This window comes from Aquipseudomonas guryensis, from assembly GCF_014164785.1.
Taxonomy (GTDB): Bacteria; Pseudomonadota; Gammaproteobacteria; order Pseudomonadales; family Pseudomonadaceae; genus Aquipseudomonas; species Aquipseudomonas guryensis.
Map to the genome: position 1 here is coordinate 629,622 of NZ_JACJFN010000003.1, position 24,220 is coordinate 653,841.

The following is a 24,220-nucleotide window of genomic DNA, read 5'->3' on the forward strand; positions in this document are numbered from 1 at the left end:
CTCATTTACAGCTCGTAAACTCCGCTGCCTCGGCCCTTTTTTCCTTGTCTGGCACTAATCCAGAAGCCCATAGGCAGGATCTCTCATGAATGATGCCGTGCTGATCGTGGAACAGCTGGACGCCGGCTATGGCACGCGGGTGATCCAGCACGACCTCAACTTCAGCATCCAGCCCGGCGAAGTGTTCGTCATCATGGGCGGCAGCGGCTGCGGCAAGAGCACCGTGCTGCGTCACCTGATCGGTCTGCAGGCGCCGCTGGGCGGGCGCGTGCTGTTCCACGGCGAGGATTTCTGGGCACAGGACGAGGCGCGCCGCGCCGAGCTGCTGCAGCACTTCGGCGTGCTCTACCAGAACAGCGCGCTGTGGGGCTCGATGACCCTGCGCGAGAACATCTGCCTGCCACTGGAAACCTACCGGCCCAACCTCGGCCGCGCCGAGCTGGATGAGCTGGCCGCGCTCAAGCTCAACCTGGTCGGCCTCGGCGGCTGCGACGAGTTGTACCCGGCAGAGCTGTCCGGCGGCATGCGCAAACGCGCGGCGCTGGCCCGCGCCCTGGCCCTCGACCCGCAGGTACTGTTCTTCGACGAACCCTCGGCCGGCCTAGACCCGATCAGCTCCAAAGCCCTCGACGAACTGATCCTGCAGCTGCGCGACAGCCTCGGCTCCAGTATCGTGCTGGTCACCCACGAACTGCCGAGCATCTTCGCGGTGGCTGACACCTGCCTGTTCCTCGACGGCCAGACTGGCACCCAGATCGCCCTCGGCGCCCCGCGCGAGTTGCTGGCCAACGGCCCGCAGGCAGTACAACGCTTCCTCGGTCGCAACGGCACATTCCTCAAGGCGGAGGACGCATGAGCGAAACACGCAAGCCCTTTCTGATCGGCAGCTTCCTGCTCGGCGGCCTGGTCCTGCTGGTGGCCGGCGCCCTGCTGCTGTCACGGGACAGCTGGTTCAGCAAGCCCAACGAGTACGTGGTGTATTTCACCGGCGCCCTCGATGGCCTGGATGTCGGCGCCGACGTCACCTACCGCGGCGTGAAGATCGGCAGCGTGCGCGAGATCCGCCTGTCCTATGACCGCAAACTCAAGGACGTGGTGATGCCGGTGATCCTGCAGATCGACCCGAAGAAAGCCGCCAGCCAGCGCGGTTTCGACCAGGTGGTCGAGCAGCTGATCAAGCGCGGCCTGCGCGCCCAGCTGCAGACTCCCAGCCTGCTGACCGGCAAGGCCATCGTTGCGCTGGACATGTTCCCCGAGCAGGCCGGCTACGTGTTCAGCCCCAGCGACGTCGACCTGCCCAGCATCCCCAGCGTGCCCTCGCGCATCGACCAGGCCGCCACCCTGTTGCAGGACCTGGCCAGCAGCTTGAGCGAAGTACCGCTGGGCGAGCTGATCGAGTCGGCCAACCGCACCCTGCAGGCGATCGAAAAGCTGAGCACTTCAGACGACCTGCACCAGGGCCTGAGCAGCCTGGCCGCCACCCTGGCCAACCTCGACCGCCTGAGCCAGCGCCTGGAGCAGCAACTGCCCGGCCTGCTCGACTCGGCACAGCGCAGCAGCGGCGAACTCAACGCCACCCTGGTGGAAATCCGCCAGGCCGCTACCAGCACCCGGCAGACTCTGGAACAGGCCAACGGCCTGCTGGTCGATGGCCGGCAGAGCATCGGCCCGCAATCGACCCTGCAATACGAACTCGGCAACACCCTGCAGGAGCTCAGCCGGGCCAGCAAGGCCCTGCAACGCACCGCCGAGACGCTGGAACAGCAACCGCAATCGCTGATCTTCGGGAAACCCCAGCCATGAGCCAACGTCTACTGCACGTCGCCTTCCTGCCTTTGGCCTTCCTGCTGCTCGGCGCCTGCAGCAGCGCGCCACCCCAGCAGTTCTATCAGCTGCAAGGCAGCGCCACGCCACCCACACCGAGTGCCGACGGCCCGGCCGTGCTGCTCGGCCCGCTACAGCTGGCCGACTATCTGCAACGGGAAAGCCTGATGCAGCGCCACAGCCTTCAGCGCCTCGACATCAGCGCCAGCGGCCGCTGGGCCGGCAGCCTGCAGAACGATATCGGTCAGCTGCTGCTGGCAACTCTGGCCAGCGACCTGCACAGCAGCCGTCTGGCGCTGTACCCGGATCGCATCGGCTTCCCGGCCCAAGCGCAGATCATCCTGCATATCAGCCGCCTCGATTCCGGGCCGCAGCAGCCGGCGGTGCTGGAAGCTCGCTGGCGCCTGCTGGATGCCCGCGGCGAGCAGCGCGCCAGTGATCTGCTGCACCTGCAGCAGGCCCACGATGGCAGCCTGGACGGCCAGGTGGCTGCACAGGGCCAACTGGTCGAACAGCTAGGCCAGCAACTGGCCAGGGCCGTGCGCACCCTGCCGGCAGCGCCGCTCGACAATCCCGCTGCAGCGGCCCGCTGAGCAGCGCAGGCTGGAGTCCGGCGGCGCTTTGACGGATGATACGCGGCCGCAGGCAAACCCCTGCCCGTTCGCGTATGACTGCCGGCCGCTACCCGCGGCCCCCAGGGTGAAATGATGACCGTGTTGCGCCTCCCCTTTGTTCTCCTGCTGACCGGCCTGCTCGGCCTGGCCGGCTGTACGGCGCATAAACCGATCCCGCTGTACCAGCTGGATGGCGGCAACCCCGCCGTACCGCAACAGACCCAGGGCCTGGCCGTGCTGCTCGGGCCGGTGTCGATCGCCGACTACCTGCAGCGCGAAGCCTTCCTCCAGCGCCAGGCCGACGGCAGCCTGGTGCCCGCCGAGGATGCGCGCTGGGCCGGCAGCCTGGCCGCCGACATCGACCAGGTCCTGCTGCGCCAACTGGCCGCCCGGCTGGACAGCCAGCGCCTGGTGCTGGCCCCGAGCAATCCCGGTTTCAACCCTGACGTACAGGTGCTGCTGAGCATCAGCCGCCTGGACTCCGGCCCGCTGCACCCAGCCGTGCTGGAAGCCCAGTGGCGCCTGCTCGACCGCAGCGGCCAATTGCGTGACAGCCGCCTGCTGCGCCTGGAGCAGGCCCATACCGGCAGCCCGGCCGAGCAGGTACGGGCGCAGAGCCTGCTGCTGCAACAGCTGGTCGAGCAACTGGCCGTCGCCATCGAGCCACTGCGCAACCAGCCGACGGCGGAAAGCAAACCGGCACCTTCGCCGCAAACGCCGGTCAAACCCAAGCAGCAGCCGAAAATCCCCATGGTCGGCCCGGCCCGCAACAACAGCGAAGTGTTGCGTTTCTGAGCCACTGATTCACCCGAGCTGTGCGGCTCTGCCTTTGCTAGTGTCGCGCCCGTTATAGAGCCCACGAGAGCGTTAGCCATGGCCCGCAAGAAAGCTACCGTCGACTTCGAACAATCCCTCGCCGACCTGCAGCAGCTGGTCGAGCGCCTGGAAGGTGGCGAACTGTCGCTGGAAGACTCGCTGACCGCCTTTGAACAAGGCATCGGTTTGACTCGCGACTGCCAAGCCGCCCTGGCCCAGGCCGAGCAGAAGGTACAGATCCTCCTGGAACGCGACGGCCAATTGGAGGAAGCCCCCTTCGACGCGGACGACCAAGCATGATCGCAATCTACCAGCAGCGCTGCCAGACCCGCGTCGACGCGGCCCTGGAAAGTCTCTTCGATGCCCCGCGCAGTGAACTGGCACGGCTCTACCAGGCCATGCGTTACAGCGTGGTCAACGGCGGCAAGCGGGTCCGCCCGCTGTTGGTGTATGCAGCCTGCGAAGCCTTGAATGGCGATCTCGACCGCGCCGATGGTGCCGCCTGTGCGGTGGAACTGATCCACGCCTACTCGCTGGTGCACGACGACCTGCCGGCGATGGACGACGATGAGCTGCGCCGCGGCCAGCCCACCACCCACATCGCCTTCGACGAAGCCTGCGCGATTCTCGCCGGCGACGGCCTGCAAAGCCTGGCCTTCGAAGCCCTCGCCGATCCGCGACACAACCCGACGGACGCCAACCTGCGCCTGTCCATGGTCCTCGGCCTGGCGCGCGCCGCCGGCCCGGCCGGGATGGTCGGCGGACAGGCCATCGACCTCGGCTCGGTCGGCCAGCGACTCGACCAGGCGGCCCTGGAAGTCATGCACCGGCACAAGACCGGCGCCCTGATCGAGGCCAGCGTTCAGCTTGGCGCCCTGGCCAGCGGCCTGGCCGATGACGCCGCGCTGCGCTCGCTGCAGAGTTACGCCCGCGCCATCGGCCTGGCCTTCCAGGTACAGGACGACATCCTCGACGTGGAAAGCGATACCGCCACCCTGGGCAAGACCCAGGGCAAGGACGAGGCCAACCACAAGCCGACCTATCCGGCCCTGCTCGGCCTCGATGCCGCCAAGGCCTATGCCCTGGAACTGCGCGACCAGGCCCTGCATGCCCTGCGCCCGTTCGGCAGCAGCGCCGAACCGCTGCGCGAACTGGCCCGTTACATCGTCGAGCGGCGCAACTAAACGCGTAGCCCGGATGCGGCGATCATCACCCCGATCAATACCCGCACTTACGCCCACTAGGGCTTGGTTTACCCCGGCGACAGAGCGCCTAAGATGGCTGCAGAATAAAAATCTGGAGCCACCATGCCCTTTAGCAGCCTGCTGATCGCCAACCGTGGCGAGATCGCCATCCGCATTGCCCGCGCCTGCGCCGACCTGGATATCCGCGCAGTCGCGGTGTACGCCGAAGACGACAGCGCCAGCCTGCACTGCCGCCAGGCCGACCTCGCCGTGCTGCTCAAGGGCCGAGGCGTGCCGGCCTACCTGGACATGGATCAGCTGATCGCCATCGCCGGCGAACAGGGTTGCGACGCCATCCACCCCGGCTACGGCTTCCTCGCCGAGAACGCCGAGTTCGCCCGCCGCTGTGCGGCGGCGGATATCCGCTTTATCGGCCCGGCGCCAGAGGTACTCGAACTGTTCGGCGACAAGGCCGCCGCCCGCGCCCTGGCCGAGCGTTGCGCGGTGCCTCTGGTCAGCGGCCTCAACCGTGCCGTGAGCCTGGACGAGGCGCGCGCCTTCCTCGCCGCACACGGCGCGGTGATGCTCAAGGCCCTGGCCGGCGGTGGAGGCCGTGGCATGCGTGCGGTGCTGGCCGAGAGCGAGCTGGCCGAAGCCTACGCACGCTGCCAGTCGGAAGCCCAGGCGGCGTTCGGCAACGCCGCGTTGTACGTCGAGCAACTGGTGCACAGCGCCCGGCATATCGAGGTGCAGGTACTCGGCGATGGCACAGGCGCGGTCAGCCACCTGTGGGAGCGCGACTGTAGCCTGCAGCGGCGCAACCAGAAACTCATCGAGACTGCTCCCAGCCCCGGCCTCGACACCGGCGTCCGCGAGGCGATCATCGCCGCCGCCCTGCAACTGGCCAGCGAGGTGCGCTACCAGGGCATCGGTACTTTCGAGTTCCTGCTCGACGAGAGCCGCCCCGGGCAGTTCTATTTCATGGAAGCCAACCCGCGGGTGCAGGTTGAGCACACCGTCACCGAGCAGGTCACCGGCGTCGACCTGCTGCATACCCAGCTCAAGCTGGTCGCCGGTCAGTCCCTGGCCGAGCTCGGCCTGTTGCAACCGCCGCGGCTCAACGGCTACGCCGTGCAGCTGCGGATCAACCTGGAGACCCTGCACGCCGACGGCAGCACCCGCCCGGCCAGCGGCACCCTCAGCGCCTACCAGCCGCCCAGTGGCCCCGGCCTGCGCGTGGATGGCTACGGCTACGCCGGCTACCCGGTCAGCCCCAGCTACGACTCGCTGCTGGCCAAGCTGATCGCCCACGGCGTGGACTACCCGGCCGCACTACGCCGGGCCTATCGCGCCCTCTGCGAGTTTCGCCTGGAGGGTGTAGCGAGCAACCTGCACCTGCTGCAGAACCTGCTGCAACGCGAAGAAGTCCAGGCCAACCGGGTCACCACCCGCTTCGTCGAAAGCTACCTTGCCGAGCTGCTCGGTGCCCAGAACGTGGCCCATCCGCACCACTATTTCGCAGCCAGCGCCGCAACCGCCAACCAGGTGCAGCGCAGCGTCGACACCCCGCCCGGCACCCTGGCGCTGAGCACCCACAACACCGGCGTGCTGGTCAGCCTGGATGTGGCCGTGGGCGATGCCGTGGCTGCCGGCCAGGCCATCGCCGTACTCGAAGCGATGAAGATGGAGTTCGTGGTCACGGCCAGCCACAGCGGCATCGTCCGTGCCCTCGCCGCGCAACCTGGCGACGCCCTCGGCGAAGGCCAGGCACTGCTGTTCATCGAACCCGCCGAGGTCGATGGCAGTGGCCTGCAGGACGAGCAGAGCCTGGACCTGGCGCATATCCGCGCCGACCTCGCCGAAGTGCTGGAGCGCCATGCACGCCTGACCGACGCCCGCCGCCCCGCCACCGTAGCCAAGCGGCGCAAGACCGGCCAGCGCACCACTCGGGAAAACCTCGCCGACCTGCTGGATACAGGCAGCTTCATCGAATACGGCGCCATGGCCCTGGCCGCCCAGCGCCGCCGCCGTTCCGCCGAAGAGCTGATGGAGCTGAGCCCGGCCGATGGTCTGGTCGCCGGCATCGGCACGGTCAACGCCGAGGAGTTCGGCCATCACGCCGCCCGCTGCATGGCGATCGCCTACGACTACACGGTGTTCGCCGGCACCCAGGGGGTGATCAACCACAAGAAGACCGACCGCATGCTCGGCCTGGCGGAGCAGCAGCGCCTGCCGCTGGTGCTGTTTGCCGAAGGCGGTGGCGGCCGGCCGGGCGATACCGACTTCGTCGGCGTGGCAGGGCTGGATTGCCACACCTTTATCGGCCTGGCCAGGCTATCGGGCCTGGTGCCGACCGTGGGTATCGTTTCCGGGCGCTGCTTCGCCGGTAACGCCGCGCTGCTCGGCTGCTGCGACGTGATCATCGCCGCCAGGGACGCCACCCTCGGCATGGCCGGCCCGGCGATGATCGAAGGCGGCGGCCTGGGCACTTTCACCCCGGAACAGGTCGGCCCGGTCAGCGTGCAAGGGCCGAACGGGGTGATCGACGTGCTGGTCGAGGATGAGGCCGAAGCGGTGCGCGTGGCCAAGCAGTACCTGGCGTACTTCCAGGGCGATGTTGCCGACTGGCAGTGCGCCGACCAGCGCGAGCTGCGTCACCTGATTCCGGAAAACCGCCTGCGCGTCTACGACATCCGCCGGGTGATCGCCACCCTGGCCGATACGGGCAGCGTGCTGGAGCTGCGCCGCCAGTTCGCCCCGGGTCTGATCACCGCCTTTATCCGCCTCGAAGGCAAGCCGTTCGGCCTGATCGCCAACAACCCGAGCCATCTGGGCGGCGCCATCGATGCACTGGCCGGCGACAAGGCCGCGCGCTTCATGCAGCTGTGCGACGCCTTCGATATCCCCATGCTCTCGCTGTGCGACACCCCCGGCTTCATGGTCGGCCCGGAAGCGGAGAAACAGGCCACGGTGCGCCACGTGTCGCGCATGTTCGTCGCCGCCGCCAGCCTCAGCGTGCCGTTCTTCACCGTGGTGCTGCGCAAGGGCTACGGCCTCGGCGCCCAGGCCATGGCCGCCGGCAGTTTCCACTCGCCACTGTTCACCATCGCCTGGCCCAGTGGCGAATTCGGCGCCATGGGCCTGGAGGGCGCGGTACGCCTGGGCTTCGCCAAGGAGCTGGCAGCCCAGCCGGATGCAACGGCGAAGCAGGCGCTGTTCGACAAACTGGTGGCCAAGGCGTACGAGAACGGCAAGGGCCTGAACATGGCCAGTTTTCTCGAGATCGACGCGGTGATCGACCCGCTGGAAACCCGCGCCTGGCTGCTGCGCGGGCTCAATAGCGCAGCGCGCCCGGCGCCGCGCAGCGGCAAGAAACGGCCCTTCGTCGACACCTGGTAGCTGGCCAGGAGGCAATCCGGGCAGCCGCGGACAACATTCCCTGGCGTGCATCCGGGCTACCGATTGCGCTGAGCGAACCTTGTTTGGGCAGTTCCCGGCGCATCGGGTAAACTGCCGCATCTTTTGTACGCCTATAACGATCAGCCTGATGCCCACGACTTTCCACGAGATCCCCCGCGAGCGCCCCGCCACGCCCCTGCTCGACCGCGCCGAGACGCCGGTCGGCTTGCGCCGCCTGGCCGAGAGCGAGCTGGAAACCCTCGCCGACGAGCTGCGCCAGTACCTGCTGTACAGCGTGGGCCAGACCGGCGGGCACTTCGGCGCCGGCCTCGGCGTGATCGAACTGACCATCGCCCTGCACTACATCTTCGACACCCCGGACGACCGTCTGGTGTGGGACGTCGGCCACCAGGCCTACCCGCACAAGATCCTCACCGGCCGCCGCGAGCGCATGGGCAGCCTGCGCCAGAAGGACGGCCTGGCCGCCTTCCCGCGGCGCAGCGAGAGCGAGTACGACACCTTCGGCGTCGGCCACTCCAGCACCAGCATCAGCGCGGCGCTGGGTATGGCCATTGCGGCCAAGCTGCAGAACAGCAGGCGCAAGGCCGTGGCGGTGATCGGCGATGGCGCACTGACCGCCGGCATGGCTTTCGAGGCGTTGAACCATGCGTCCGATGTGAAAGCCAATATGCTGGTGGTGCTCAACGACAACGACATGTCGATCTCGAAGAACGTCGGCGGCCTGTCCAACTACCTGGCCAAGATCATCTCCAGCCGTACCTATTCGAGCATGCGCGAAGGCAGCAAGAAGATCCTCTCGCGCCTGCCCGGCGCCTGGGAGATCGCGCGCAAGGTCGAAGAGCATGCCAAGGGCATGCTGGTGCCCGGTACCCTGTTCGAGGAACTGGGCTGGAACTACGTCGGCCCCATCGACGGCCACGACCTGCCGACCCTGCTCGCCACCCTGCGCAACATGCGCGACCTGGAGGGCCCGCAGTTCCTCCATGTGGTGACCAAGAAGGGCAAAGGTTTCGCCCCGGCCGAGGCCGACCCGATCGGCTACCACGCGATCACCAAGCTGGAGCCGATCAAGACCGCCGCCAGCGAAGAGCCGAAGAAAGTCTCCGGCCCCAAGTACTCCGCCGTGTTCGGCCAGTGGCTATGCGACATGGCTGCAGCCGACCCGCGCCTGGTCGGCATCACCCCGGCGATGAAGGAAGGCTCCGACCTGGTGGCCTTCGCCGATAAATTCCCCGAGCGCTACTTCGACGTGGCCATCGCCGAGCAGCACGCGGTGACCCTGGCCGCCGGCATGGCCTGCGACGGCGCCAAGCCGGTGGTGGCGATCTACTCGACCTTCCTCCAGCGCGCCTACGACCAGCTGATCCATGACGTGGCCGTGCAGCACCTCGACGTGCTGTTCGCCATCGACCGCGCCGGTCTGGTCGGCGAAGACGGTCCGACCCACGCCGGCAGCTTCGATATCTCCTACCTGCGCTGTATCCCCGGCATGCTGGTGATGACACCGAGTGACGAGAACGAACTGCGCCAGATGCTCACCACCGGCTACCACTTCGATGGTCCGGCGGCGGTGCGTTACCCGCGCGGCAGCGGGCCGAACACGCCCATCGATCCGGCGCTGGAAAGCCTGGAAATCGGCAAGGGCCTGGTACGTCGTCGTGGCCAGAAAACCGCCCTGCTGGTATTCGGCGTACAACTGGCCGAAGCCCTCAAGGTCGGCGAGACGCTGGACGCCACGGTGGTCGACATGCGCTTCGTCAAACCGCTGGACGAAGCCCTGGTGCGCGAGCTGACGGCCAGCCACGAGCTGCTGGTGACCATCGAGGAGAACGTCATCATGGGTGGCGCAGGCAGCGCGGTCAGCGAGTTCCTCGCCCAGCAAGGCCTGCTCAAGCCCGTACTGCACCTGGGCCTGCCGGACAGCTACGTCGAGCACGCCAAGCCGGCGCAGATGCTTGCCGAATGCGGCCTGGACGAAGCCGGCATCGAAGCGGCCGTGCGCCAGCGCCTGGCGCAACTGCCCACATGAATGCCGCTCATCCAGAGCACAGTCTAACTCGCTTGTAATTCATCCAGCCGCGCACTAAGGTGCGCGGCGTTTTACTTCCGCCAAGGTGCGCCCGTCGTGATCGACCGGCGTTAAACGGGAAGCCGGTGCGCTCGTCACGAGCCATTCCGGCGCTGCCCCCGCAACGGTAAGCCACCGCAGCCTCGCGCTGCCATGTCGATCGACGTGCCACTGGGAGATTCCCCGGGAAGGCGATCGACAGGGAAAGTTCGCTTTCAGTGGCAAGCCCGGAGACCGGCCTCGACGGATTCGACTGGTGTTGCGGAGGGCATCACCGTCAAGCGTCGGCTTGTCGTGGCGCTTGTCCCTGCCCTCCTCAAAAGTCTGCCGACTCTTTGAGGATCCATTGATGAAACTGTCCCGCCTGGCTCTTGCCATTGCCCTGCTGCCCGCTTCCACGGCCTTCGCCAGCGAAGACCAGGAGGCCGCGCTGAAGCTGTCGGAAACCCTGATCAGCGCCAACCGCGACGTGCAGCAACGCAGCGCCAGCAGCGCCGCCAGCACGGTGTTCACCCGCGCCGATATCGAGCGCCTGCAACCGTCCTCGGTGACCGAGCTGCTCCAGCGCGTGCCCGGCGTGCAGGTAACGCAGAACGGCAGTGGCAGCCTGGCCAGCCTGTATATCCGCGGCACCAAGTCGGCGCAGAGCCTGGTGCTGGTAGACGGCATGCGCATCGGCTCGGCCAGCTCCGGCGACAGCAACCTGCAACACCTCAATATCGAGCAGATCGAGCGCATCGAAGTATTGCGCGGGCCGCGCTCGGCCATGTACGGCGCTGATGCCATCGGCGGCGTCGTGCAGATATTCACCCGCCGCAGCAGCGGCGAAGGGTTCAAGCCATTCGTGCGCGTGGGCTATGGCAGCCGGGGTACCTGGCAGCGCAGCGCCGGCATTTCCGGTGGCGACGAGGCCACGCGTTTCAGCCTGGCCGGCAGCCTCGACGAAACCAATGGCTTCGACCGCACCGGCACGTCCTACGAAGCCGATCAGGATCATGACGCCTACCGCAACAAGGCCTTCAGCCTGAGCCTCAGCCACAGTTTCAGCGACAAGCTGGAAGCCGGCATCAGCATCCTCGACCAGCGCGGCCGTACCGAGTTCGACAACCCCTTTGGCCGCTTCGACATGACCACCTTCGAATCGGTGGAACAGGACCCGTACAGCGACTTCACCGTCAGCAGCGTCTCCAGCTACCTCGACGCCCAGCTCAACGACAGCTGGAACAGCCGCCTGGAAGTCGGCCACAGCGAGAACCGCGAAGAAAGCCTGGACAAGCTCAGCACCGAGCGCGGCGTGTTCAACACCTACCGCGACTCGGTCAACTGGCTGAACACCCTGAGCCTCAGCGACAGCCACAGCCTGATGCTCGGTGCCGACTGGTACGAAGACCAGCTCAACAGCAACACCGCCTTCGCCGAGCAACAGCGCTGGAACCAGGCCGCCTTCATCCAGCACCGCTACGACGGCGAGCATTTCTCCACCGAACTGGGCCTGCGCCACGACAAGAACGAGCAGTTCGGCAGCGAAAACACCTGGAGCGGCGCCCTGACCCTGCCGCTCGACGAGCGCAACGACCTGATCGCCTCCTACAGTGAAGGTTTCCGCGCACCGACCTTCAACGACCTGTACTACCCGGACTACAGCAACCCGAACCTTCAGCCGGAACACTCCAAGAGTGTCGAGCTGCAGTGGCGCAGCCAGTTGGCCGCCAGTACCCACCTGGAGGCCTCGGTCTACCGCACCGACATCGAAGACGCGATCGCCAGCGACCAGGACTTCATCCCGCAGAACATCGCCAAGGCGCGCATCCATGGCTTCGAGGCCGCGCTGCAGCAGGAACTGTTCGGCTGGCAGGGGCAACTGGGCGTGGCCTTCGTCGACCCGCGCGATCGTGACAGCGGCCACACCCTCAACCGCCGCGCGCGGCGCACCCTGAGCCTGGATCTGGATCGCAGCTTCGGCGATGTCGCCATCGGCACCAGCTGGCAGGCCGTGAGCAGCAGCTACGACGACCCGGACAATCAGTACCAACTAGCTGGCTACGGCCTGCTGGCCCTGCGCAGCAGCTGGCAGGTCAGCCCCGAGCTGAAGCTGGAAGCCAAGCTGGATAACTTGCTGGACAAGGATTACAGCCGCTCGCTGTACGAGCACGCGGGTGAGCGCTACAGCTACAGCCAGGAAGGCCGCAGCGCCCTGCTCGGCTTCGTCTGGACGCCGCAGCTGTAAACACCCGGCACAACGCAAAAGGCCCCAACCGGGGCCTTTTGTTTGTCTGTCGTAGGGCCAGCAACCCGCGCAGTCAATCTCGCGGGCTCACCCGCCCTACCGCGCCAGGGCCAGCAACTGGCAGAGTTTCTCGGTAGCTGCCAGCATCTGGAAGCTGGGCCGTTCCAGCCCCTTGTCCGGCACCGCCCAGAGCTGCTGGCGACGGGTCGCCCTAAGCTGCGGCCAGGCCTGCCAGGTCTGCAGTTCGGCCACACTGCCGGCGAGAATTACCGCCGGATCGCGCTGCAACACAGCCTCGACGCTGACCTGCGGCGCGGCCAGCGGCAGCTCGGCGAAGACATTCTCGGCGCCGCACAGGCGCAGGGCATCGCTGATGATCTGGCCGCCGCCGACGGTATACAGCGGCTGGTGCCAGACCTGGTAGAACACCGGCAACGGCGGCTCGCGGCGATAGGTCTGGCGCAGGCGTTGCAGGCCGGTCTGGAACCGCGCGGCCAGCTCGCGACCCTGGCGCTCGCGGCCGATGCGCGCGCCGACTGCGGCGAACTGCTCGGCCAGTTCCTGCAAGTCATGCGGCTCGCCGATATGCAGGGGAATGCCGGTGCGACGCAGTTGTTCACGCTGACTGGGCGTCACGCTGTCCGGCCAGAGCAGAATCAGGTCGGGCTTGAGGCTGAGCAGGGTTTCCAGCTCCACCTGTTGGTAGCGCCCCAGCGAAGGCAGACCAACCAGGGCCGGCGGGCGCTCGCCGGCATCCAGCACACCGACCAGCAAGTCTGACGCCTGCAGCTCGAGCATGATCTCGGTCATCGACGGCGCCAGGCTGACTACCCGCTCCACCGCCGCCAGCGGCAAGGCACAGGCGAGCAGGCAGGCGCCAAGCAGCAGTCGCATCAGGCCAGCTGGCGAGGAATGCGGTACAGGCAGAGCAGCACCACGCTGCTCAGGGCGAGGAGGAACAGCGCTACTGCATGCAAACCGGTGAACTGCGCCGCAGCGGCGATCCAGGCCGGCAGACCGGCAGCGAGAAAGGCCAGGCGGCGACGACGCGCCAGCTCGACCCAGGCAGCCGGCTCATCGGCGCTATCCAGCGCCTGCTGGGTGGCGATCAGCGCGCGCTTGTAGGCGGAAAACAGCGGCAAGGTGATGAACAGCGAAATCATCGCGGCAATGAACAGCGGCATTTCCAGCAGCGCCAGCACCGGAGGCTGACCACCGAAGAAGAAGCCGAGGACCAGCAACGGCGCCAGCGTCAGGGCGAGCTGGCGCCACCATTCGCTGGCCAGACGGCGGCGCACTTCGGCGCGCGTCACTCGGCCTCTTCCTGATGCTGCAAGCCGAGCATATGGCCGAGCTTGCCAGCCTTGGTCGTCAGGTACTTGCGGTTGTGCACGTTGAGGCCGATCTCCAGCGGATGACGCTCGGCCACACGCACGCCGAAGCCTTCCAGGGCTTTGACCTTGCGCGGGTTGTTGGTCATCAGCTTGATCGCGCTGATACCCAGGTGATCGAGCATCGGCTGGCAGATCGAATAGTCACGCTGGTCGGCGGCGAAGCCCAGGCGCTCGTTGGCCTCGACCGTATCGGCCCCGCCATCCTGCAGTTCATAGGCGCGAATCTTGTTCAGCAGGCCGATACCGCGGCCTTCCTGGCGCAGATACAGGAGCACGCCACGGCCCTCTTTGGCGATGGCGCGCAAAGCCGCTTCGAGCTGGGCGCCGCAGTCGCAGCGCTGGCTGAACAGGGCATCGCCGGTCAGGCACTCGGAGTGCAGGCGACCGAGCACGGGAGCGCCATCGTTCACCTGGCCGAGGGTCAGGGCGACGTGCTCCTTGCCGGTCTCCTCATCGAGAAAACCGTGCATGGTGAAAGTCGCGAAAGGCGTGGGCAGCTGGGAGGCGGCGACGAAGACAACGGACACCGGGTGCTCCTGTTGAGTGTTCGGCAGAAAGGCCGGCATTGTACCAGCAGCACCCGCCGGGCAGGCAGCGTGAATTGTGCGGGATAAGGATCGAGCCATTCGATCGATCGCCCCTGCGCGCCGGCAAGCAAGCACTTTAGGAGCGAGCTCTGCTCGCGAAGCTGTTGCGCGGCCGGGCTGCCGAGCAGAGCGCGCCGCTAGATCTTCGATTCCAGCAGCAGCACGCCATTCTCTTCGCGCCAGCGCACGCGACTGAGGAAGCTCATGCCGAGCAGCACTTCGGTCGGCGCGTCGCCTTCCAGTACCACACCCTCGACACCCAGCACTTCAATGCTGCCAACCTTGACCCGGTCGAGTTTGATCCGCCAACCGCGTACATTGCCGCCCGCCGTGCTGGCCACCATCGGCCGGCCGACTACGCGATAGTCGATGCCCAGACGGCGAGCCTGCCCCTCGTTCATTGCCACCGAGGTCGCGCCGGTATCGACGAGGAACTGCACCGGATAGCTGTTAAGCGAACCCGCCACCCAGAAGTGGTTGCCAATCCCCCGGGTAATGCTGAGCTGCTCAGTCTGCGGCCCGGCACTGCCGGCCTGGTTGTACTCGCGCGTCAGGTTGAAGTTACGCTGCACGCCATCCACCAGCAAGACCGCGCCTTTGCTGTCGGCACTCAACACTTTCACCCCGCCAGGGCCGGTCTGGCCGGCCTTGACCAGCTTGCGCTGGCCATCGACGACCAGCACGGCGGCATTGGGAAACAGGCCGACCACCTGCACCTGGGTCTCGGCATGCAACACGGCGCTCACCACCAGCAACAGGCTGGCAGTCAGTAACTCAAGGCGACGCATCGGGTTTCTCCATGTCCTTGTCGAAGGGGTACGGCTGTTGCCAGTGCTGGAACAACGGACGCAGGGCATCGCTCTGCACCAGCTCGGCCATACGCCGGTCGTAGATCTGCGCCAGCGCCTTACCGCGCGCAGTATCGGCAAAGCCGGGATACAGCGGCAAGCGCGTCAGTTCGGTTATGCGGAAGCGTTCCGGCTGCGCAGCCGTGCGTATGACATCTTCGACTTCGGTCAGGGCGTCGATATAGAAGTCGGCATGGCCACGCTCGAGCATGTGCAGGATGCCGCTGCGCCGCTCGACTTCCTGGAACTTGCCGAGCCCTGGCAGATAGTTCTGATAGTCATAACCGCGCATCCAGGCCAGACGGTAGCTGCCGAGCGTCTGCAGGGTTGGCAGCGGCTGGCTGGCCAGGCCCAGGGCGCTGATCTGATCGGAATCGTAATGCCAGCGCGGGTAGAAAATGCGCTCGGTCACCTCGTCACGGTACGAGCCGAGCCAGGCATCCGCCTCGCCGCGCTGCACCAGGCCGATGGAGCGGGTATAGGGCACGATCTGGAAATTCATCCGGACCCCGGCTGGCTCGAACACCTGGCGCAGGATATCCCAGGCCAGGCCACTGCCATCAGGATTGGTATGCCCGGTCCAGTGTTCACTGACCAGCCGAATCTCGGTCAGCTCGCTCTCTTCGGCCTGCACGGTCGACAGGCCGAAAAACAACAGCACAAAGCCCAGCCAGTAACCGCGCATACCTACTCCTAGAGCCAGGCGACGCCCCAGACAATCAACTGCATGCTCAGCCAGGCAAATACGCCGGCCAGCACGTCATCCAGCATGATGCCTACTCCGCCGTGCACATGACGATCGATCCAGCGGATCGGCCACGGCTTGAGGATGTCGAAGAAGCGGAATACCAGGAAGCCTAGCAGGATCCAGTGCCAACCTTCAGGCACCAGCCACAGGGTGATCCACATGCCGACCATTTCATCCCAGACGATGCCTTCATGGTCATGCACCTTCATATCCGTGGCGACCCGGCCGCACAGCCAGAAACCGAACAGCATGGTGATGCCGAGCATCAGCCAGTAGCCCCAGTCCGGCAGCATCTGCCACAGCGGAATGAACGGAATGGCCACCAGCGAGCCCCAGGTGCCCGGCGCCTTGGGCATCAGCCCGGAGCCGAAACCGAAGGCCAGAAAATGCCAGGGATTGCGCCACACCTGCGGCGCCACACGAACCGAATCAGTCACCCGAACTCCCGAAATGTTGATAGCCCGCCCGTGGCGGTTGGATCACGGCGCCGCTGTCATCCAGCAGCGCCACCCCGGTACCGGCCACTGCCCGGCCGATCACCACGGTCGCCGGCCAGGCCGCCTGCACGGCAGCCAGGTGCTCGGGCGGCAGAGTAAACGCCAATACATAGTCGTCGCCACCGGCCAGCGCGCAATCGCGTGCGGCCGTCCCGGCGATGACCTGCAGGGCCGGCGACAACGGCACGCGAGCCAGTTCGATATGCAGGGCCAGGCCGGAGGCGGCGGCGATATGCCCGCAGTCCGCCAGCAGGCCGTCGGAGATATCCAGCGCCGCCGTGGCCTTGCCGCGCAGCAGCAGGCCGAGCGCCAGTTGCGGCTGCGGCGCCCAGTAGCGCTGCAGCAGATAGCCAGCCTGTTCCCCAAGCTCTTGGCGCTGATCCAGCACCAGCGGCAAGGCACCCGCCGCATCGCCCAGTGCGCCACCGACGCAGAGCAGGTCGCCGGGACGGGCACCGCTGCGGGTCAGCGCCTGGCCGACCGGCAGCCGGCCGAACACCGTGACGGTCAGGCTCAGTGGACCACGGGTGGTATCGCCGCCGACCAGGGCCAGGCGACAGCCTTGCGCCATCTGCGACAGACCACGGGCAAACGCCTGCAGCCAGGCTTCGTCCGCCTGCGGCAAGGTGATGGCCAGGGTAAAGCCCAGAGGCATAGCGCCCATGGCTGCCAGGTCGCTGGCCGCCACTGCCAGCGCACGCTGGCCGAGCAGGAAGGGATCGGGGGAAGCGGGGAAATGCACGCCAGCGACCAGGGTGTCGGTGGACACCGCCAGCTGTTCGCCGGCTGGCAGTTGCAGCAGGGCACAGTCGTCGCCGATGCCCAGGGCGACTCCTTCGGCCGCCTGCGCACAGGGCGCGGCGGCGAAGAAGCGGCAGATTAGCTCGAACTCACCCACCCGGCTACCGCCCGATCAGCGCTTGTGGGCGCTGACTTCGGCGGCACGCAGGCTCGGCGCCAGCTTGTCCAGTACGCCGTTGACGAACTTGTGTCCGTCAGTGGCGCCAAACACCTTGGCCAGCTCGATGCCTTCGTTGATCACCACGCGATAGGGTACGTCGACGCGGTTGCGCAGCTCCCAAGTGGACAGGCGCAGGATAGCCAGTTCGACCGGGTCCAGCTCGTCCAGCGGGCGATCCAGGCAAGGCGCGATGGCCTCGTCGATCTCGGTCTTCTGGGTGGCCACGCCGATGAGGATCTCGTGAAAGTAGCCGCCGTCGACGCCGCTGAAGTCGTTGTCGACGCGGAACTGCGCTTCGATCTCGTTCAGCGACTGGCCGGCCATGTGCCACTGATACAGAGCCTGCATACCCAGGCTGCGGGCCACACGGCGGGTCGCGATCTTGCCCTTGGCCTTGGGCTGCGGAGCGTCCTGGCTGTCGTCGTGGTTAAGACTCACTTGGCCTCCAGCTGCGCCAGCAGGCTAACCATTTCCAGAGCGGACAGGGCAGCTTCGGCGCCCTTGTTGCCGGCCTTGGTGCCGGAACGCTCGATGGCTTGTTCGATGGAGTCGACGGTCAGCACGCCGAAGGACACCGGCACGCCGTATTCCATGGAGACCTGAGCCAGACCCTTGGTGCATTCACCAGCAACGTATTCGAAGTGCGGGGTGCCGCCACGGATCACCGCGCCGAGGGCGATGATGGCCGCGTATTCGCCACGCTGGGCGACTTTCTGGGTGACCAGGGGAATTTCGAAGGCACCCGGGGCGCGAATGATGGTGATGTCGCTTTCGCTCACACCGTGGCGCACCAGGGCATCAACTGCGCCACTGACCAGGCTTTCGACGACGAAGCTGTTGAAGCGGCCCACTACCAGGGCGTACTTGCCCTTGGGGGCGATGAAGGTACCTTCGATGGTCTTCAGGGTCATGGCGAGTCTCGTATGGCGTTAAAGAGCCAGTGCGCCATTGGCAGCGCACTGTAAACATAGAATATGAACAGCCGATCGACAGACCGGCTTATTCAGCGGGCACGTATTCTACTACTTCCAGGTCGAAGCCGGATATCGCGTTGAACTTCATCGGCGAGCTGAGCAGGCGCATCTTGCGCACACCGAGGTCACGCAGGATCTGCGAGCCGGCGCCGACGGTGCTGTAGGTCGTCGGGCTGGCCGACTTGCTTTCCGCACCCTGGCTGCGTTCGAGCTGAGCGAGCAGCTCCGGACCGTTGATCGGATTGCCCAGCAGCAGCACCACGCCGCTGCCGGACTTGGCCACTTCGGCCATGGCCGCACGCAGACTCCAGCGCCCGGCCTGCTTGACCATGAACAGGTCGCGCAGCGGATCGGCGTTGTGCACCCGTACCAGGGTCGGCGTCTCTGCGCAGATGCTGCCCAGGGTCAGGGCCATGTGCACGCTGTCATCCAGGGCATCGCGGTAGCTGACCAGGTTGAACTGGCCCAGCTCGCTGTCGATCTTCTGCTCGCTGACGCGCTGCACGGTGCGCTCGTGGATCAGGCGGTAGTGGATCAGGTCGGCGATGGTGCCGATCTTCAAGCCGTGCTCGGCGGCGAACACTTCCAGCTCCGGGCGACGGGCCATGGTGCCGTCGTCGTTCATGATCTCGCAGATCACCCCGCTCGGCTCGAAACCGGCCATGCGCGCCAGGTCGCAGGCTGCCTCTGTGTGCCCGGCACGAGCCAGCACGCCGCCAGGCTGGGCCATCAGCGGGAAGATATGGCCGGGGCTGACGATATCGTCGGCCACCGCACCCTTGGCCACGGCGGCCTGCACGGTACGCGCGCGGTCGGCGGCGGAAATGCCGGTGGTCACGCCCTCGGCAGCTTCGATGGACACGGTGAACTTGGTGCCGAAGCCGGAACCGTTGCGCGGCGCCATCAGCGGCAGCTTGAGCAGCTCGCAGCGTTCGCGGCTCATCGGCATGCAGATCAGGCCGCGGGCGAAGCGGGCCATGAAGTTGATGTGCTCGGCGGTGACGCATTCGGAGGCGATGATGATGTCGCCTTCGTTCTCGCGATCCTCGTCATCCATGAGGATGACCATCTTGCCGGCGCGGATGTCTTCGATCAGTTCTTCTGCGGTATTCAGAGCCATGGGGGCTATTCCTTACTTGTTCAGGTAGCCGTGTTCGGCCAGAAAGCTTTCGCTGATGCCGGAAGCGGCCGGTTCGGCAGCCTTGTCGCCGAGCAGCAGGCGCTCCAGATAGCGCGCCAGCAGGTCGACCTCGAGGTTGACCTGCCGCCCGGGGCGGTAGTCGGCCATGATGGTCTCGACCAGGGTATGCGGCACGATGGTCAGCTCGAATTCGGCGCCATTCACGGCGTTTACCGTCAGGCTGGTGCCATCGACGGTGATCGAGCCTTTCAGCGCGATGTACTTGGCCAGCTCGCGCGGCGCGCGGATGCGGAACTGGATGGCACGGGCGTTCTCCTCGCGGGAGACGATTTCACCGACACCATCGACATGGCCGCTGACCAGGTGACCGCCCAGGCGGCTGGTCGGTGTCAGGGCCTTTTCCAGGTTGACCCTACTCCCCGCTTTCAAGTCGATAAAGGCGCTGCGCGCCAGGGTCTCGCGGCTGACGTCGGCCCAGAAGCCATTGCCGGGCAGCTCCACGGCGGTCAGGCAGATGCCGTTCACCGCGATGCTGTCGCCCAGCTTCACATCCGCCAGGTCCAGCTTGCCGGTCTCGACATACACGCGCACGTCGCCGCCCTTGGGGCTCAGCGCACGAATGGTGCCGATCGCTTCGATGATTCCGGTAAACATCAGACCTCCCCTATTGGCAGCGCACAACCACCGCACACAGGGCGGCGGACAGCACGAAAAACATAAGACATCACTACGCACTCCTGTTCGCAAGACAAACAGGGCGATGGGATCGATAGGGATTTTCGCGGGCGCAGACGTACGGCGCCCCGGAAGGGAATCCCGCTCTCTCTTTATCCGGACTATACCGTCGGCCCCGGAATCACACCGGGTCTGCTGACCTTGCCGCCCCAGCAGGACAGACAAGCGCTCGCGGGCTAGACACCTAACGTGTCATTACCGCCGGTGGGGAATTACACCCCGCCCTGAGAACGTTGCAGCCCTTGGGCTGCGCGGGACGTTTTACCACAAAAGCCCGCCGCGCTTCTACGCGGGGCGCTTGGGCACCGCGATGATCCGCCAGTCGGTGCCCACCGCACGGATCTCGCGGATCTCCAACTCCTGGGCCTCGGCCATGCGCGCCAGCGGCCAATCCAGCAAGGGTCGCGCGCTGGAGCCAAGAAACTTCGGCGCGACGAACAGCTGGTACTCGTCGACCAGCCCGGCGCGGGCAAACGCCCCGGCCAGGCGCGGTCCGGCCTCGACCAGCACTTCGTTGGCGCCACGGCTGGCCAGCTCCATCAGCAGTTTGCGCAGGTCGACATGGCCATTGCTGCCCGGCACGGCGAGCAGTTCGTGGCCATCGCTGAGGAAGCGATCACGCGCTGCCGCAGCGGCGCAGGTGGCGACCAGTGCTGGGCCGGTCTGATAGAACGGCGCCGACAGCGGCACGCGCAGGCGCCCGTCGACCAATACGCGCAGCGGCGGACGGGTCACCGCCAGGGCCGCCAGTTCTGCGCCCAGGCCCAGCTCATCAGGCCGCACGGTCAGACGCGCCTGGTCGGTGAGTACGGTGTCGGCACCAGTGAGGATGGCGCTGGCCCGCGCGCGCAGGCGCTGCACCGCCGAGCGTGCTTCCGGCCCGGTGATCCACTGGCTTTCACCGCTGGCCATGGCCGTGCGCCCGTCCAGGCTCATCGCCAGCTTGACCCGCACGAACGGCAGGCCCTGTTCCAAGCGCTTGATAAAACCGGCGTTGAGCACCCGCGCCTCGGCCTCCAGCACGCCGCTGTGCACGGCGATGCCGGCGTGCATCAGGCGCAGCAGGCCCTTGCCGGACACCTCCGGATTAGGGTCCTGCATGGCTGCCACCACGCGGGCGACACCAGCCGCGACCAGCGCATCGGCGCAGGGCGGCGTGCGCCCGTGGTGGCTGCAGGGTTCCAGGGTGACGTAGGCGGTGGCACCTTGCGCCCGCGCGCCGGCCTGGCGCAGGGCATGCACTTCGGCATGCGGCTCACCGGCGCGGGCGTGCCAGCCTTCGCCGACGATCTGCCCGTCACGCACGATGACGCAGCCGACGCGGGGATTGGGATGAGTGGAATACAGCCCCTTGCGCGCCAGCTCCAGCGCGCGGGCCATGAACTGCTGGTCGTTCGCGGTGACGCTCATGGTTTCGCTGGCTCACGGGCCAGGCGATCGATTTCCTCGCGGAATTCGTTGAGGTCCTGAAAACGCCGGTAGACCGAGGCGAAGCGGATATAGGCAACTTCATCGAGCTTCTGCAGCTCGGTCATCACCAGCTCGCCGAGCACCAGCGACTTGATCTCGCGTTCGCCGGTGGCGCGCAGCTTCTGCTTGATATGGGCGATCGCCTCTTCCAGGCGCTCGACGCTGACCGGGCGCTTCTCCAGCGCACGCTGCATGCCGGCGCGCAGTTTGTCCTCGTCGAACGGCTGGCGGCTGCCGTCCTGCTTGATCAGGCGCGGCATCACCAGCTCGGCGGTTTCGAAGGTGGTGAAACGCTCGCCGCAGGCCAGGCATTCGCGGCGGCGGCGCACCTGTTCGCCCTCGGCGACCAGGCGGGAGTCGATGACCTTGGTGTCGTTGGCAGCGCAGAAGGGGCAATGCATGGCGGGAAACGGCCCTATGAAAAGGTGGCTCATGGTAGCGCATCCCTTTGCCAAGACAAGCCAGCGCCTTTGCGGTATACAGGCGCCCGCCCCAGCGCATCCCGCGCTAGTCTTGCCTGTATAAATGCCTTGCCGCCCAGGTTCGCCATGTCGATACGCTTGCTGCTTCCCCTGTTCAGTACCCTGCTCCTGGCCGCCTGCGCCAGTGCGCCGGAAAAACCCACGCAACCCGTCGCGCCGGCGCCAGCACCAGTCGCCGTGGCCAAGCCGGCCGTCGTCGTCGAGGCGCCGCTGCCCAGCCATATGCGCGAGCTGCGCGGCAGCCTGCGCACACCACCAGCTGGCAGCGACGTGGAGATGGCCCTGCTGGTGATCGACGAGCGCGACCGCCCGCAGCAGCTACTGGCCAGCCTGACCCTGACGGGCAACGGCCAGCTGCTGCCGTTCCGCCTGCCGTTCAACCCGGCGTACTTCCCCAACGGTGCGCGGGTCGAACTGCGCGCCCGCATCAGCCAGTCCGGACGCCTGGTCCTGCGCCTGCCGCCGCAGCGCATCAGCCAGGCGCAGAGTCAAAGCCTCGGCGAACTGCCACTGGTCAGCGCGCCATGAAAGCACCGCACGTCCTGCAGGACGCCCTGCAGCAGCTGCTCGGTGATGCGCGCCTGGTGGCGGAAACCCTGCCCGGCACCGACCTCAAGCTGTGGCTGATCGATGCGGCGAACATGGATCGCTGCTTCAGCCCGGAAGAAACCCGGCTGATCCTCGAGGAGCCGCCCTACTGGAGCTTCTGCTGGGCCAGCGGCCTGGTGCTGGCGCGCTGGCTGGCCGAACAACCCGAGTGGGTACGCGGCAAGCGCGTGCTGGACTTCGGCGCCGGCTCCGGCGTGGCCGCCATCGCCGCCGCCAAGGCCGGTGCCCTGGAAGTGGTGGCCTGCGACCTCGATCCGCTGGCCATCGAATCCTGCCGGGCCAATGCCGAGCTGAACGGGGTGGAGTTGAGCTACTCGCTGGACTTCTTCGCCGAGGCCGACCGCTTCGACCTGATCATCGTCGCCGACGTGCTTTACGACCGCGCCAACCTGCCGCTGCTCGACCATTTCCTCAGCCGTGGCCGCGAGGCGCTGGTCGCCGATTCGCGGGTCAAGGACTTCCAGCACCCGCTGTACCAGCGCCTGGGCATGCTGGAAGCCTGCACCTGGCCGGACCTGGCCGAGCCGGCGGAGTTTCGCCATGTCAGCCTGTACCACGCCCAGCGCTGACGGCGACGGTGACGGCGTAGGAGCCAGCTTGCTGGCGATCCGCGGCAGCACAAGAGCATCGCCAGCAAGCTGGCTCCTACAAGAGCAGTCCGTAGCTCGGACGCAATCCGGGCTACTTGTATCCGTGCCAACACGCCCGCATTTATAGTTGCAGCCTTTCGCCTTCCCGAGATTCTTCCATGAGCGATACCTCCTACATCTTCGACATTTCCGGCGCCGCCAGCTTCGAACAGCTGGTGATCGAGAACTCCTTCCACAAGCCCGTGCTGGTGGACTTCTGGGCCGAGTGGTGCGCGCCGTGCAAGGCGCTGATGCCACTGCTGGCGAAGATCACCGAGGAATACCGCGGCGAACTGCTACTGGCCAAGGTCAACTGCGACATCGAGCAGGACATCGTCGCCCGCTTCGGCATCCGCAGCCTGCCCACCGTAGTGCTGTTCAAGGATGGCCAACCGGTTGACGGCTTTGCTGGAGCGCAACCGGAATCGGCGATCCGCGAGATGCTCAAGCCGCATGTCGCCGAACCGGCGCCGGAAGCCGCCGACCCCATGGAAACGGCGCAGGCGCTGTTCGCCGAAGGCCGCATCGGCGAGGCCGAGAGCCTGCTCAAGCAGGTCCTCACCGAGAACAACGAAAATGCCGCCGCGCTGATCCTCTATGCGCGCTGCCTAGCTGAACGCGGTGAGCTGGGCGAAGCCGAGGCAGTGCTGAATGCGGTGAAAGGCGATGAACACAAGCAGGCCCTGGCCGGCGCCAAGGCGCAGTTGACCTTCCTGCGCCAGGCCGCCGACCTTCCGGACAGCGCCGACCTGAAAGCCCGCCTGGCCCAGGACAGCAACGACGACGAGGCCACCTACCAGCTGGCTATCCAGCAACTGGCGCGCCAGCAGTACGAGGCGGCCCTGGACGGCCTGCTCAAACTGTTCGTGCGTAACCGCAGCTATGCCGAGGGCATCGCTCACAAGACCCTGCTGCAGGTATTCGACCTGCTCGGCAACGACCACCCGCTGGTGACCCTATACCGGCGCAAGCTGTACCAGGCCATTTATTGA

25 protein-coding genes and 2 riboswitches are annotated in these 24,220 nt (G+C 66.5%); of the genes, 12 read left to right on the top strand and 13 right to left on the bottom strand.

Features of this window, described 5'->3' with window-relative positions:
* Nucleotides 1-85: 85 nt before the first annotated feature.
* The 9 genes from H3H45_RS14590 (at nt 86) to H3H45_RS14630 (ending at nt 12,153) form a co-directional block, all read left to right on the top strand.
* The gene (locus H3H45_RS14590) at nt 86-856 is read left to right on the top strand and encodes an ABC transporter ATP-binding protein (RefSeq protein ID WP_182834463.1); all 771 of its coding nucleotides are present in this window, start codon (nt 86-88) and stop codon (nt 854-856) included.
* A complete protein-coding gene (locus H3H45_RS14595) occupies nt 853-1,803 on the top strand; it encodes an MlaD family protein (RefSeq protein WP_182834464.1) in 951 nt (316 codons plus the stop codon). The genes H3H45_RS14590 and H3H45_RS14595 overlap by 4 nt, the downstream gene beginning before the upstream one ends.
* Complete coding sequence (locus H3H45_RS14600) at nt 1,800-2,417, top strand: PqiC family protein (RefSeq protein ID WP_182834465.1); 618 nt, start codon at nt 1,800-1,802, stop codon at nt 2,415-2,417. The genes H3H45_RS14595 and H3H45_RS14600 overlap by 4 nt, the downstream gene beginning before the upstream one ends.
* A 114-nt stretch (nt 2,418-2,531) precedes the next feature.
* Nucleotides 2,532-3,233, top strand: coding sequence for a PqiC family protein (locus H3H45_RS14605; RefSeq protein ID WP_182834466.1), 702 nt, complete (start codon nt 2,532-2,534; stop codon nt 3,231-3,233).
* A 78-nt stretch (nt 3,234-3,311) separates the two neighbouring features.
* Entirely contained in the window at nt 3,312-3,554 is a 243-nt protein-coding gene (locus tag H3H45_RS14610; protein ID WP_182834467.1) for an exodeoxyribonuclease VII small subunit, read from the top strand.
* Nucleotides 3,551-4,438, top strand: coding sequence for a polyprenyl synthetase family protein (locus tag H3H45_RS14615; RefSeq protein ID WP_182834468.1), 888 nt, complete (start codon nt 3,551-3,553; stop codon nt 4,436-4,438). Before H3H45_RS14610 ends, H3H45_RS14615 begins: the two co-directional genes overlap by 4 nt.
* A gap of 123 nt (nt 4,439-4,561) precedes the next feature.
* Nucleotides 4,562-7,837 carry an acetyl-CoA carboxylase family protein gene (locus H3H45_RS14620; RefSeq protein WP_182834469.1) on the top strand — a complete coding sequence of 1,092 codons (3,276 nt, stop codon included), beginning with the start codon at nt 4,562-4,564 and terminating at the stop codon, nt 7,835-7,837.
* Nucleotides 7,838-7,985: 148 nt separating this feature from the next.
* Entirely contained in the window at nt 7,986-9,887 is a 1,902-nt protein-coding gene (gene dxs / locus H3H45_RS14625; RefSeq protein WP_182834470.1) for a 1-deoxy-D-xylulose-5-phosphate synthase, read from the top strand.
* 66 nt (nt 9,888-9,953) lie between these two features.
* Nucleotides 9,954-10,183: riboswitch (cobalamin riboswitch) on the top strand.
* A 92-nt stretch (nt 10,184-10,275) separates the two neighbouring features.
* Complete coding sequence (locus tag H3H45_RS14630; protein WP_182834471.1) at nt 10,276-12,153, top strand: TonB-dependent receptor domain-containing protein; 1,878 nt, start codon at nt 10,276-10,278, stop codon at nt 12,151-12,153.
* Between the two features lie 96 nt (nt 12,154-12,249).
* Here the strand turns inward: H3H45_RS14630 and H3H45_RS14635 are convergent, their stop codons facing one another.
* From H3H45_RS14635 to nrdR, 13 genes are all read right to left on the bottom strand, one after another.
* Entirely contained in the window at nt 12,250-13,047 is a 798-nt protein-coding gene (locus H3H45_RS14635; RefSeq protein ID WP_182834472.1) for a cobalamin-binding protein, read from the bottom strand.
* Nucleotides 13,047-13,466: an MFS transporter gene (locus tag H3H45_RS14640; RefSeq protein WP_182834473.1), complete on the bottom strand. Its 420-nt coding sequence runs from the start codon at nt 13,464-13,466 to the stop codon at nt 13,047-13,049. The genes H3H45_RS14635 and H3H45_RS14640 overlap by 1 nt, the downstream gene beginning before the upstream one ends.
* Nucleotides 13,463-14,074, bottom strand: coding sequence for a GTP cyclohydrolase II (gene ribA / locus H3H45_RS14645; RefSeq protein ID WP_182834474.1), 612 nt, complete (start codon nt 14,072-14,074; stop codon nt 13,463-13,465). Before ribA ends, H3H45_RS14640 begins: the two co-directional genes overlap by 4 nt.
* 197 nt (nt 14,075-14,271) lie before the next feature.
* Nucleotides 14,272-14,922 carry a retropepsin-like aspartic protease family protein gene (locus tag H3H45_RS14650; RefSeq protein WP_182834475.1) on the bottom strand — a complete coding sequence of 217 codons (651 nt, stop codon included), beginning with the start codon at nt 14,920-14,922 and terminating at the stop codon, nt 14,272-14,274.
* Nucleotides 14,909-15,667: a substrate-binding periplasmic protein gene (locus tag H3H45_RS14655; RefSeq protein WP_182834476.1), complete on the bottom strand. Its 759-nt coding sequence runs from the start codon at nt 15,665-15,667 to the stop codon at nt 14,909-14,911. Before H3H45_RS14655 ends, H3H45_RS14650 begins: the two co-directional genes overlap by 14 nt.
* 8 nt (nt 15,668-15,675) lie before the next feature.
* Complete coding sequence (locus tag H3H45_RS14660) at nt 15,676-16,167, bottom strand: phosphatidylglycerophosphatase A family protein (protein ID WP_328822363.1); 492 nt, start codon at nt 16,165-16,167, stop codon at nt 15,676-15,678.
* On the bottom strand, nt 16,160-17,125 hold the full coding sequence (gene thiL / locus H3H45_RS14665) for a thiamine-phosphate kinase (protein WP_182834477.1): 966 nt from the start codon (nt 17,123-17,125) through the stop codon (nt 16,160-16,162). The genes H3H45_RS14660 and thiL overlap by 8 nt, the downstream gene beginning before the upstream one ends.
* Nucleotides 17,126-17,140: 15 nt before the next feature.
* Nucleotides 17,141-17,626 carry a transcription antitermination factor NusB gene (nusB, locus tag H3H45_RS14670; RefSeq protein WP_182834478.1) on the bottom strand — a complete coding sequence of 162 codons (486 nt, stop codon included), beginning with the start codon at nt 17,624-17,626 and terminating at the stop codon, nt 17,141-17,143.
* A complete protein-coding gene (gene ribH, locus H3H45_RS14675; RefSeq protein ID WP_182834479.1) occupies nt 17,623-18,099 on the bottom strand; it encodes a 6,7-dimethyl-8-ribityllumazine synthase in 477 nt (158 codons plus the stop codon). Before ribH ends, nusB begins: the two co-directional genes overlap by 4 nt.
* An 88-nt stretch (nt 18,100-18,187) precedes the next feature.
* Nucleotides 18,188-19,282, bottom strand: a complete 1,095-nt coding sequence (gene ribBA, locus H3H45_RS14680) for a bifunctional 3,4-dihydroxy-2-butanone-4-phosphate synthase/GTP cyclohydrolase II (RefSeq protein ID WP_182834480.1) — start codon at nt 19,280-19,282, stop codon at nt 18,188-18,190.
* Between the two features lie 12 nt (nt 19,283-19,294).
* Complete coding sequence (locus H3H45_RS14685; protein ID WP_182834481.1) at nt 19,295-19,957, bottom strand: riboflavin synthase; 663 nt, start codon at nt 19,955-19,957, stop codon at nt 19,295-19,297.
* Between the two features lie 160 nt (nt 19,958-20,117).
* A riboswitch (FMN riboswitch) is annotated at nt 20,118-20,274 on the bottom strand.
* A gap of 49 nt (nt 20,275-20,323) precedes the next feature.
* A complete protein-coding gene (ribD, locus tag H3H45_RS14690; protein WP_182834482.1) occupies nt 20,324-21,448 on the bottom strand; it encodes a bifunctional diaminohydroxyphosphoribosylaminopyrimidine deaminase/5-amino-6-(5-phosphoribosylamino)uracil reductase RibD in 1,125 nt (374 codons plus the stop codon).
* On the bottom strand, nt 21,445-21,909 hold the full coding sequence (gene nrdR / locus H3H45_RS14695) for a transcriptional regulator NrdR (RefSeq protein WP_160488971.1): 465 nt from the start codon (nt 21,907-21,909) through the stop codon (nt 21,445-21,447). The genes ribD and nrdR overlap by 4 nt, the downstream gene beginning before the upstream one ends.
* Nucleotides 21,910-22,056: 147 nt before the next feature.
* Here nrdR and H3H45_RS14700 point away from each other — a divergent pair, with 147 nt between their 5' ends.
* The 3 genes from H3H45_RS14700 to trxA all read left to right on the top strand — a co-directional run bounded on the left by H3H45_RS14700 (nt 22,057) and on the right by trxA (nt 24,220).
* A complete protein-coding gene (locus H3H45_RS14700; protein WP_182834483.1) occupies nt 22,057-22,518 on the top strand; it encodes a YbaY family lipoprotein in 462 nt (153 codons plus the stop codon).
* Complete coding sequence (locus H3H45_RS14705) at nt 22,515-23,168, top strand: class I SAM-dependent methyltransferase (RefSeq protein WP_182834484.1); 654 nt, start codon at nt 22,515-22,517, stop codon at nt 23,166-23,168. The genes H3H45_RS14700 and H3H45_RS14705 overlap by 4 nt, the downstream gene beginning before the upstream one ends.
* Before the next feature lie 179 nt (nt 23,169-23,347).
* The gene (gene trxA / locus H3H45_RS14710) at nt 23,348-24,220 is read left to right on the top strand and encodes a thioredoxin (protein ID WP_182834485.1); all 873 of its coding nucleotides are present in this window, start codon (nt 23,348-23,350) and stop codon (nt 24,218-24,220) included.

Excerpts from the sequence above, each read along its gene's own strand:
- trxA (WP_182834485.1), top strand. The coding sequence starts at position 23,348 with ATGAGCGATACCTCCTACATCTTCGACATTTCCGGCGCCGCCAGCTTC.
- H3H45_RS14650 (WP_182834475.1), bottom strand. The coding sequence starts at position 14,922 with ATGCGTCGCCTTGAGTTACTGACTGCCAGCCTGTTGCTGGTGGTGAGC.
- nrdR (WP_160488971.1), bottom strand. The coding sequence starts at position 21,909 with ATGCATTGCCCCTTCTGCGCTGCCAACGACACCAAGGTCATCGACTCC.
- H3H45_RS14620 (WP_182834469.1), top strand. The coding sequence starts at position 4,562 with ATGCCCTTTAGCAGCCTGCTGATCGCCAACCGTGGCGAGATCGCCATC.
- ribH (WP_182834479.1), bottom strand. The coding sequence starts at position 18,099 with ATGACCCTGAAGACCATCGAAGGTACCTTCATCGCCCCCAAGGGCAAG.
- H3H45_RS14600 (WP_182834465.1), top strand. The coding sequence starts at position 1,800 with ATGAGCCAACGTCTACTGCACGTCGCCTTCCTGCCTTTGGCCTTCCTG.
- H3H45_RS14655 (WP_182834476.1), bottom strand. The coding sequence starts at position 15,667 with ATGCGCGGTTACTGGCTGGGCTTTGTGCTGTTGTTTTTCGGCCTGTCG.
- H3H45_RS14610 (WP_182834467.1), top strand. The coding sequence starts at position 3,312 with ATGGCCCGCAAGAAAGCTACCGTCGACTTCGAACAATCCCTCGCCGAC.
- H3H45_RS14615 (WP_182834468.1), top strand. The coding sequence starts at position 3,551 with ATGATCGCAATCTACCAGCAGCGCTGCCAGACCCGCGTCGACGCGGCC.
- ribBA (WP_182834480.1), bottom strand. The coding sequence starts at position 19,282 with ATGGCTCTGAATACCGCAGAAGAACTGATCGAAGACATCCGCGCCGGC.
- ribD (WP_182834482.1), bottom strand. The coding sequence starts at position 21,448 with ATGAGCGTCACCGCGAACGACCAGCAGTTCATGGCCCGCGCGCTGGAG.
- H3H45_RS14595 (WP_182834464.1), top strand. The coding sequence starts at position 853 with ATGAGCGAAACACGCAAGCCCTTTCTGATCGGCAGCTTCCTGCTCGGC.
- H3H45_RS14685 (WP_182834481.1), bottom strand. The coding sequence starts at position 19,957 with ATGTTTACCGGAATCATCGAAGCGATCGGCACCATTCGTGCGCTGAGC.
- H3H45_RS14635 (WP_182834472.1), bottom strand. The coding sequence starts at position 13,047 with ATGCGACTGCTGCTTGGCGCCTGCCTGCTCGCCTGTGCCTTGCCGCTG.
- H3H45_RS14630 (WP_182834471.1), top strand. The coding sequence starts at position 10,276 with ATGAAACTGTCCCGCCTGGCTCTTGCCATTGCCCTGCTGCCCGCTTCC.
- H3H45_RS14705 (WP_182834484.1), top strand. The coding sequence starts at position 22,515 with ATGAAAGCACCGCACGTCCTGCAGGACGCCCTGCAGCAGCTGCTCGGT.
- dxs (WP_182834470.1), top strand. The coding sequence starts at position 7,986 with ATGCCCACGACTTTCCACGAGATCCCCCGCGAGCGCCCCGCCACGCCC.
- H3H45_RS14605 (WP_182834466.1), top strand. The coding sequence starts at position 2,532 with ATGACCGTGTTGCGCCTCCCCTTTGTTCTCCTGCTGACCGGCCTGCTC.
- H3H45_RS14590 (WP_182834463.1), top strand. The coding sequence starts at position 86 with ATGAATGATGCCGTGCTGATCGTGGAACAGCTGGACGCCGGCTATGGC.
- H3H45_RS14700 (WP_182834483.1), top strand. The coding sequence starts at position 22,057 with ATGTCGATACGCTTGCTGCTTCCCCTGTTCAGTACCCTGCTCCTGGCC.